The 9483-nt window shown below is 51.5% G+C and carries 8 protein-coding genes and 2 pseudogenes; 3 read left to right on the top strand and 7 right to left on the bottom strand.

Translation table 11 applies throughout. The features are described from left to right. Nucleotides 1-5: 5 nt before the first annotated feature. The 6 genes and pseudogenes from I9182_RS16560 to I9182_RS16585 form a co-directional block, all read right to left on the bottom strand. Nucleotides 6-755 (bottom strand): class I SAM-dependent methyltransferase, encoded by a 750-nt coding sequence (locus I9182_RS16560; RefSeq protein ID WP_209508302.1) that lies wholly within the window; start codon nucleotides 753-755, stop codon nucleotides 6-8. 122 nt (nucleotides 756-877) lie between these two features. Continuing rightward, on the bottom strand, nucleotides 878-1807 hold the full coding sequence (locus I9182_RS16565; protein WP_209508301.1) for an NAD-dependent epimerase/dehydratase family protein: 930 nt from the start codon (nucleotides 1805-1807) through the stop codon (nucleotides 878-880). A gap of 34 nt (nucleotides 1808-1841) precedes the next feature. Then, the gene (locus I9182_RS16570) at nucleotides 1842-4475 is read right to left on the bottom strand and encodes a rhamnan synthesis F family protein (protein ID WP_209599012.1); all 2634 of its coding nucleotides are present in this window, start codon (nucleotides 4473-4475) and stop codon (nucleotides 1842-1844) included. A 319-nt stretch (nucleotides 4476-4794) separates the two neighbouring features. Then, nucleotides 4795-5088: pseudogene (locus I9182_RS16575) on the bottom strand (transposase); the annotation flags it as partial. A 203-nt stretch (nucleotides 5089-5291) separates the two neighbouring features. Continuing rightward, the gene (locus I9182_RS16580) at nucleotides 5292-5498 is read right to left on the bottom strand and encodes a hypothetical protein (protein WP_209599013.1); all 207 of its coding nucleotides are present in this window, start codon (nucleotides 5496-5498) and stop codon (nucleotides 5292-5294) included. 113 nt (nucleotides 5499-5611) lie between these two features. Continuing rightward, nucleotides 5612-5770, bottom strand: a complete 159-nt coding sequence (locus tag I9182_RS16585) for a transposase (RefSeq protein ID WP_209508298.1) — start codon at nucleotides 5768-5770, stop codon at nucleotides 5612-5614. Nucleotides 5771-6084: 314 nt separating this feature from the next. On the opposite strand from I9182_RS16585, the gene I9182_RS16590 reads away from it, so the two are divergent. Beyond that, nucleotides 6085-6783: a class I SAM-dependent methyltransferase gene (locus tag I9182_RS16590; protein WP_209508297.1), complete on the top strand. Its 699-nt coding sequence runs from the start codon at nucleotides 6085-6087 to the stop codon at nucleotides 6781-6783. Between the two features lie 282 nt (nucleotides 6784-7065). On the opposite strand, the pseudogene I9182_RS16595 reads toward I9182_RS16590, so the two are convergent. Continuing rightward, nucleotides 7066-7502: pseudogene (locus I9182_RS16595) on the bottom strand (transposase); the annotation flags it as partial. Between the two features lie 446 nt (nucleotides 7503-7948). On the opposite strand from I9182_RS16595, the gene I9182_RS16600 reads away from it, so the two are divergent. Continuing rightward, nucleotides 7949-9124 (top strand): rhamnan synthesis F family protein, encoded by a 1176-nt coding sequence (locus I9182_RS16600; protein WP_209599015.1) that lies wholly within the window; start codon nucleotides 7949-7951, stop codon nucleotides 9122-9124. 143 nt (nucleotides 9125-9267) lie between these two features. Then, a partial coding sequence (locus tag I9182_RS16605; protein WP_209599016.1) for a hypothetical protein occupies nucleotides 9268-9483 on the top strand: 216 nt, incomplete at its 3' end.

A 9483-nucleotide genomic window follows, 5' to 3' on the forward strand; every position in this document is an offset into this window, starting at 1 on the left:
CGCTTCTAAGGCCGCACAATTAAGATGTCTTCACGCCGGTTTGCCATAGGGAGTTTTGGGCTCTGCGGCACGACATAGGCGTCAAAACCAGCGCTCCTTGCCCGCTGGAGCAAGCCAAAGATGGCAGCATCGTCAATTTGTCCAGGGTTCGACACGTTGAACCGAACATCAGGTGCATCGTCCGTTTTCATGAAAGCCCGGTGAAAGTCTGCACCGGTGTCGCTTGCAAAGAACCTCTTGCGCTTCGAGATGTTAGGAATGTCACCGATCAGCAGTTGACCACCCGGCGCCAGCAGACTGAGGGCCTCATCCAGGAACCTAAAAACGGACCCTTCTTCGAATACATAATGAAGAACACTGTAACACAGGATCGCGTCGATTCGCCCTTTTTCCTCCGCAAGAAAGCTTGGGCAGTTGGGGAAGAGTGTATCGATTTTTTGAATATCTTCACTGTCGGGTAGTTGGGAAAGCATCTCTTTGCCATCCAGCAGCGAAAGGGCGTGTTGGTTACGTGCGCACAAGTCAATAAGCAAGAAAGGCAGATCGCTGCAACCGGGACCTATGTCAACGACCCTCCGGGCTTTTCCCGAAAGATTCGTCAGCTTGGCGCAGATATCCAAAAAAATCTCTTCTTCTTGGCCCTCGCGATAGGTGTCCGGAAATCCAATTTTTTCATAGCGCGAAAGTTTACTGTCACTAGCCATACGCTGAAAGTCGGCAAACCCGATGTTGGAGAAATCAGTCTTGGGTGGCATTCCGCTTCTCCTTCATGTGTGCCGTCTTGGCGTGTGAATAACCACAGTGCGTTCCTTAACAAAAAACTGCTGTCGCAAACAAGAGATCCTGCAATCACCCGCAGATGTATCGAAGTGCTCTCTCAATTTTTGGAACCTAGATTGAGGCCCATAATCCAGTCCCATGTCTCTTGCAGTCCGGTAAGCATGTCTGTTTCAGCAGACCAATTGAAGGTTTCAAGCGCCGCCGAACAGTCAAGGACGGAAACTGGCACATCGGTAGCAGGCGCCGGTTTAAAGCGACGTTCGAAGGCGCGTCCCGTCACATCCTCCATGGCTGCCAACAATTCTACAAGTGACGTACCGCGGCCGCTGCCGGCGTTGTAGACACCTTCTTTCCTGGAGGCGCCAGCAAGGGCGCAAAAGCGCGCCAGATCGCGAACGAATACGTAGTCTCGCACTACTGAACCGTCGCCCCAGACCTCCACCGCTGCGCCATTGACGATCTGGTTGAGGAACGTCGCGACTACGCCCTGAACACCAGTGTGGCCCTGTCGAGGTCCGAACGGATTCGACGCCCGTATGATGATGGGCGACAATCCCCGAGTGCGCCGGTACATTTCCAAATAGCTTTCAATTGCGACTTTAGTGATACCGTAGGAGTTGATGGGGCGAAGTGGGTGCGTTTCGTCTATGGGAACGGTTTCCGTGATCCCGTAAACGGTACCGCCAGAGGAAAGGAACAGAAGTCGCGAGACGTTTGCATCCAGCATCGCTTCGACAAGTTGTTGCGTTCCTAGAAGATTCTCGCGTACGTCCCGTTTGGGATCGAGAGCCGCGGTGCTCGGAAACGTGGTGGAGACGAGGTGAAACACGGCCTCCATCCCCTCCACGGCATCGCGCACGGCAGCCTGGTCAGTGAAATCGCCGAGCCGGTATTCCACCGATGGCAAGGCCAGTCGGAAGCTTTCCTCGTTCCGGTCGAATATTCGAATTTCATGGCCGTCTCGAAGAAGGGCATCGACCACGTGAGAGCCGATGAATCCACAACCACCAAGCACTAAGATCTTCATGGGTTGTCCCGCCAAATCCATTTTGAACTGCGTCTCATCGAGTTAGCCCGCGCACATTAGTCACACCGGTGCGATAACCGAAACTCGCTGGCGCCACACCAAAGAGCCGCTCAATCGCGTGCAAGGACGAGCCGTCGTAAGGCAAGGGTTCTGCCGGATAATCGTTCCACCCCAAGTTTAGCTCAAGAAATCGTTCGATCAAATCCGCGCGCGCCCAGAACATAGTACCCATCGGGTAGTTAATATGCTGCGGAAGTTTTGTTATCCCTAGTCGTTGTGCGATGTGACCGGCAATAGCCTTGTTTTTCGCCCAACCGAGAAGATTGGGATCGTCAGGATAAACTATGCCGACCTCCGGCTGCTTTGCCATAGTCGTCACAATCCGGTCGAGCATTGTCGGGTCGATCTTACCGCCTACGGTATTTTGCATTAGGAATTCGACCCAGTTCGCAACGACCTTTCGATCCTGAACATCCCCAGATTTTTTCGTGTGCAGATGCCCAATAATGTCGAAATCCGCCGCCATCTCCTGACCGAATTCAGTAAGAAACGGCGCAATATCTCGACCTCTATTCGGGACAGCTCGCAGAGCGACAACCTGCTCGTTGTAAGGGCTTATAACGTCTTTAACCAGCTCTAACTGGCTTTGCGGTGCGCTTACGAACAAGCTGGGTTTTACTTGGTTCGCAGACAAGCGCGTTAAGATGTTTCCGACTTCATCTGGGAAAAATGCGTGGATGTGAAGGGCCACTTTTGTCGTACGCAACACATCCGGGTCGATGCCGCTAGTCTCATTTATGACTTCGGACTTCCAGCGCCCTTCCGGACAGCCTTCGTCAATATAGGAAATGAAGGGGTCGTTGGACAATTTCCATCCGTGTTCCTCCGCGTAGATCAGAGGATTGAAGCCTGGCACAGGTTTCCGTGAAGGTGCACCGCTCACATTTGAATTCAGGTAGTTCTTAATGTCCTGATCCTCGGTCGTCTTCTCTTTAAGTGGATTACTGAAGAAGTCCTGTCGGAACGCGCCCGACGTTTTCAACCGCTTCGCATCCCTGATAATGTTTTCCGATTTACACCCCCCCCTAACGACTAGGTTCTCCAGCTGATGGGTGTATGCCGCAAAATCGAAGGTTTCGCGCGCCAACTTCTGGCTTCGTGCCAGTACGTCCGCAAGAAGGTCAGCATCATGAGCCAACGCAACAATCTTTTCGGCCATCTCTGTCGTGTCAAGGAAGCTAGCTATACAGGCCTCTTTCAAGCCCGCGGACTCTAACAGGTCGGCTATGCCCGTCGTGCGCTCAAAGCAAACCATAGGCTTGTTCGCAACAAGCATATCGATAGCCACGTTCGGAAGTGGGTCGAGACGTGACGAAAGCAACAACAGATCCGCGGTTTTGTAGACGTGTTCAATCTCTGTCGTTGAGCGCACGATTTGCACTTGCGATTGAATCCCTGCCCGTTCGATCTGATCCGCCAAGTAGGCCGAACGCTGTGTGTCAAGAACCGGATCGTAGCCGTGTCCGAACCAAACGAACCGGAAGCGTCCACCTCCGGGACCCCGAATGACCCTATTTGCCACTTCAACGAACAGATCAATCCCCTTGCGCGTTTCAATCGTACCCGCACCGATAACGACAAAGGTTTCGTCCGCTGCTCCGCCAGGTCTAAGCACACTGTCTAACCAGGCCGTTTCGATCTTGTTGGGCGCTTCGTCGGCCGATTGGCTACTACACTTGCCCTGAGGCAAAATATGGACATTCACCGGCCTTTCCACCCCAAGTTCGGAAAGCACATTGTCCAAAGTTATGTCCGCGGAGAACACGACATGGTCCGCGTTGACGAGGACATCAGAGAATGCGGTTGTAGGCCGAATGTAGGTGGCAAATTCATGCAGTAGGGCGACCGACGGAATGCCTGCCGCCCTGAGACCGGGAAGGGTGGATCTGGATTCAACACTGTTGACGAATCCGGCCCTTACACCATTCTTAGCGCAAATCTCTACAATCCTCTTTGTAATTTCAGCTTGTTTTATGGACCTACGGTTAAGTTCGAAAAACTCGACGCTCTCGGCTCGAAACTCATTAGCAAGTTCGCCACCACCAAGGGTGACGGATATAACATTGTGGTTTTTGCCAAGCTCTTTAACGAGGTTCAAAGCAAGTATTGGAGCACCTGTCCGAGTGGCATCATGGCTCACAACCATAACGGTGCTGTCATGTTTCCGATTGGTCACTTTAGCTAGGGTCGAACCCCTCGAAGGGCTATCTTGGTTTTTGGTGCGTGCAAAGCTGCCGCCACCGTCTGAACTTTCGAGTGCGCCCATCTCAACCAAATGATGTATTGAGCGCTTGGGATCGCGTTTTTTGGCCGAGGACAAAAAACGCTCTCGGCGGCGTTCGGAAAACAAAGACTCCTGTCTGGCAAGCCAATAAAGAAACTTGCTTACTTGTTTATGCTTCAGCGATTCCCAGGGCTTGTCCCGTGCCTCGGCCAATTCATAAAAAAGATGTTGGCTTTCCTTAGACGTAGTGCGCAGGTATTCAAGTTCCGCAGCTGTTCGCGACAGTTCTGCGAGAATCTCATTGCGCGAAACTTGTGCATTCTCGGCATCCAAATCCCGCAAAGTGTGGGGACCGCTTGTTTCACTGGATTTATTTTTTGACATTCAGAAATCTGCTTATGCAATAGAGTGTAAGTTGGCCAGCTGTGTCCCCTAAATGGTGGAGCCAGCCCTGAACACTTATGACTACCTCAACTTTTGGTTATCCAGTTCGTCCGAAGTGGTTACGACCACGTTGGATATTCAAACAACTTCCTTCATGTGGTCGCTGATCCACGGTTGTCATACTTGATTGTTCCTCTGGATCAAGCTTTTTGAGGTCTGTGTCCTCCCAAACTGAACTGGTCAGCTGGATATCGCCAAATTATCAGATGATCGCGAAGCATAACCTGGCGTGCCTCCACCGAGTGGTCCGGTTTGATTGTTAGTGCAATGTTGGCCTTTGGTCCATCAGTAAGGTGCTTTTCGGCGCAGGCGGACGATACCTCAATGCGCTATGCGGCCTGACGGTGTTGTAGTGGACGTGCCAATGCTCGATCAGGATTTGGGTTTCCTACAAGCTGTAGAAGATTTCACCAGTCAACAGCTTGTAGCGGAACCGTGCGTTGAAGCTTTCGCAGTATTCGTTCTCCTATGGTGATCCCGGTTTGATGTAGGCCGTATTCGCCCCGACCGCCGCGATCCAGCCCCATACCATCTGCGCAATGAATTCGGTCCCGTAACACATTAGGAATGATGTTGATAAAGAGGCTATGATTGCCTGCGCGGCCATCAAATAGCACAGCAGGTGATCATAGTCGGTTCTCAGGTCTCTACGTGATTTTGCGACAAACCACCCTGCAGAGGAGACCGTCTACGACGCACAGCCAACCCTTCTTCGCGATAGAGCCGGAACAGCTTCTTGTGGTTCACCTCAAAACCTTACCTGGCCAACAAGATGCCCAAACGACGATAGCCGAACCGACGACGTTCATTCGCCAGTTCGTGCAGCCTTTTGCGTATCGCACCATCGCCCTGATCCCGCTTCTGATACTGAAAGACTGACCTATGCATATCAGCCAATTCACACGCCCAACGCTCAGACAAGCCATACCGATCCATCACATCGCGCACGGCTCGTCGCTTCACATCAGGCGTCAGTAGTTTTTTGTCGCGAGATCCCTTAGGGCTGCATTGTCCAGCATCGCATCCGCCAACATGCGCTTCAGCTTGTTGCTCTCTTCTGCCAGCGCCTGCAGCTTCTAGGCATCAGACACGTTCATGCCGCCAAACTTTGCTTTGTACTTATAGAAGGTCGCATCACTGATGCCGTATCTGCGACAAAGCTCCTGCGCTTTCACGCCTGCCTCATACTCTTTGATCATCCCAATGATCTGCTCATCACTAAATCTTCGTTTCATGGTCCATCCTTTTCTTGGATGGATTTCTAACACCTCAATGGCCTGACTGCCGGGGGCTGGGTCAAAAGGTCTGTTTTTTGCACGCGATCATACTTACCGACACTAAGTGGCACCGACGACCGCACTTCTAACTTTACGGATGACAAATGGCTTCATCGAAACCTTGCCATTCGATTGATGCAATTTGCCAAACCTCTGCGCGCGCCTTTACATTCTAGAGAGTTTTTGGCACTCAACTCTTAACTGAAGCATTTCTTGGAATGTAATCCGAACCTCTTTGAACTCAATCTTCGGATGTAATGCGGAAAGACCACATGGCCACTGTTTCACAAGAGATTTCCAAAAATGATGAAATGTATCTAGGCGACAATGCCCACTACTTTTCCTGTGGCGCAAACGCATTCAATGAAATTCAGGTCACTTTGGGCGAATTGCAACCTGAAAAGATACTTGATTTACCTTGCGGTCACGGTCGTGTCACGCGATACCTAGTGGCGAACTATCCTTCTAGTGAGGTTTTTGTCGCAGATCTAAATGAGGACGGCGCACGCTTCTGTAAGGCAAATTTCGGAACAAAGATGCTCCTGTCATCGACTGACTTTTCCACACTGAATTTTGGAATGGCGTTCGACCTGATTTGGGTGGGGTCTCTGATAACCCATTTGGATGCCGATACCACCAAGGCCTTTTTCGGCTTTGTCGCGCGCCACCTTACTGCAAGGGGTCGGGCGGTTGTCACGACGCATGGAGCTTTGGTAGCGGGTCGCGTCATGCGACGCGGCGCGTCTGTTTACGGAATTGAGGCAGAGGAAGAGAACGCCATGTGTATGGATTATTTTGCGACCGGTTACGGCTATCGTGACTATCCAAATGCGACCAGCTACGGCATTTCAATCTGCTCGGAAGCTTGGGTGCGAGCTGCGGTTGAGGAAGTTGGTTTGCAGGTGGTGCGGTTCAAAAACCACGCGTGGGACAACCACCAAGACGTCTATGGCCTTGCCCTCTCTAATTGAATAGTCTTGACGCGTCACGCTAGACCCGCAAAACGCGGTCACCCCAAGTGAGGAGTGCTTCGGCATTCTAAACAAGATCTAACTCAGCGATTCTTTCAATCAACATCCTAAATTGACCCCTTCGGTTCTGAGCGGGCCCAGCTCAGCACAGTCTCCATTTCAAGCAGCTGCGTTGGGTTTGCGTAGGTTTTTGGGCCCGCGCTATTTGCGGTTTTGAAAGCGTCAGCTTTCATTGCCGGTCTCGACAATGTCGCAGAGATGTGTGAGCCGGTCGAGGAGCGCACGGGTCACGCAAATCTCTTTGATGCGCCGTTTCAAGACGGCCGGATAGGTGCGGCGGGAAACATACTGGTCGGCCGATCTGTCGAACCGCAACACCTTGCAGGCGCGCCTGACAGACACCCGCCAGTCTTCCCGAACACCGTCGATAAGCTCGCGCTTCCGATCCAACCTAAGAGCTTTCGCTTGATAACGTCCTGCAACATCTCACGGTCCAGGGTCAAATCGGCCACGATCCGTTTCAAACGGCTGTTCTCGTCTTCCAGTTCACGCAGGCGACGCATGTCAGATGGCAACATACCCGCATACTTTTTCTTCCAGTTGAAGTAGGTCGCAGAGCTGATCCCGGCCTCACGGCACACTTCAGCAACCGTCTTGCCTTCTTCATCCCGCTTCAAAACAAACGCCTTCTGCGCGCCCGTAAATCTCGCTGCTTTCATCGCTTCCGCTCCTTCTCCCAGCCAAGGACTCGTTGCGGAAAACTCAAGTCAAAAATGGCCGGAAAATGGGTTTCAGAGCAGCCCGAGATTGCTGCGGAGTTTGTCTGCTACGCAGCGCCTCCAACGCCACCTTGGCCTTAAACTGGTCTCTAAACTTCCGGCGCTTCGCCATTCTCGTATCCCTTCAAAGGTTTGGGATACACCTTAGCCGACTGTCCAGTTTTCCGGAACCACTTCATTCAACAGGTCAGAAAGCCGGGTAATAGGCTGGATTCACAATTGGCTTCATCCACCTTCTAGTTTTGGGTTTTGAAACCCAAGGGCATGTGCTAGAGGCGTTTCGAACCATTCAGTATCAGTTGATACTTAGATTAAGAGTTCGGCCCATTTGTGACGACCTAGTCAGCTTGGAAACTGAAATCGAAACGACATTTGGATGAGTGTGAATGAATTTACCACCGTTATGGAAAATTCAGCGAGAATTGGCGCGCGCGGGCCGCAAGCTCATGCACCTACCCGCCGAACTTCTGCGGCATGTATATCTCCGCCGGTATTACGATTGGGTGTTGTCTCGCCAGGTGAAGCGCATACCAGGTGCAGTTTCATTTGGTTCAGAAATCGGTATATTTCTTATCTTTCCTAAAACGGGTGTCTTGCCTTCCCATCTGTATGCTTTGGAGCAGATGGTTCAGGCAGGCATTTCCCCAATCGTCGTATCCAATCTGCCGCTCAGCCGGACAGATTTTGCTGAACTTAGCCCACACGCGTCACTGATTATAGAACGTCCAAACTTCGGATATGACTTTGGCGGGTATCGGGATGGCGTACTGGAAGTGGCCAACCGGTTCCCAGAGTTGACCCGGCTTTGGCTCTTAAATGATTCCGCATGGTTGGTCCCACAAAAACGCACTTGGTTTGATGACGTGCGCGATTTAAATGTGGATTTCGCAGCAGCTACCTCCAACTTTGCGATGCCTCGGGTCGATCCGGCGAATTTTCGGGAAATTACGTGGAAGTTCCGAGTGACGCACCGAAATTTCCATTATGCTTCTTATGCACTTGGTATTGGTCCGGCCATCTTAAGAAACCCAGAATTTGTAAAGTACTGGCGCAAACTCGAAATTCGAAATGACAAAACAAGAACGGTACGCCGTGGCGAAATTGGGTTGTCACAATGGGTTTTGAAGCATGGATATACGCATCGTGCCACATGCGAGGTTGATGCGCTTGACCGCGAATTGGAAGCCCTGACGGACACGGAAGTCGATAGGGTTGCGCGGGAACTCATCATTCCCGGCGACGTTATTCCCGGCGACGTTGCCTTGGACGCAGTAAAAGAACAAGTTTTGAGCCTTGATGCACTTAGCGCAGAGGGGCGTTCCGACCGTATTGCATTTATCCTGACAAGCGTGTCGCGTTACGCCTGCGCCTATTGCCTGCCATCCTACACTCTGTCTCATCGTGGTTTTCAGTTTCTCAAAAAGTCTCCGTTGTGGCTATCTCCGAAGGGGGCTGGGTTGATGTTGGCAATTATTTCCCGAATCCAAGGGCCGGTGGGCCAGGACATTCAACAAGAAGCATCCAGAATAGTACGCCAAGACGCGGAAACCCATATTCAGTGAAGTAATACAGGCTTCTGGATTCCGGCTGTAACTGGGCAAAGCAAGACTGAGCCGCTCCACGAAAACTGAACGGGACCTGTTATTTTTGGCCGCCGTTCTCTTCTGCCTATCAGTTTGACTTTAATGCGTTTTTTCGATAAATCATGATTGACGATCCGCCGGCAAGAGCAGAAGAGCGTGCAAGACACCTTACCGCCAGTGAAAGGCATAATGCTCAATTGCGGGATCAGGAACGAAATCCGCTTAATTCAATTTGTGAAGTTTTCTGGGGTCGCCTTCCCGAAGCAGATGCCACTGGCTACATCTATTGGTTCAGCAGGTTTTTGAGGTATTTTCCGTATTCGTTTTTGCCGAATTTG

Origin of the sequence: Ruegeria sp. HKCCSP351 (genome assembly GCF_017872535.1) — a bacterium.
GTDB lineage: Bacteria > Pseudomonadota > Alphaproteobacteria > Rhodobacterales > Rhodobacteraceae > Ruegeria.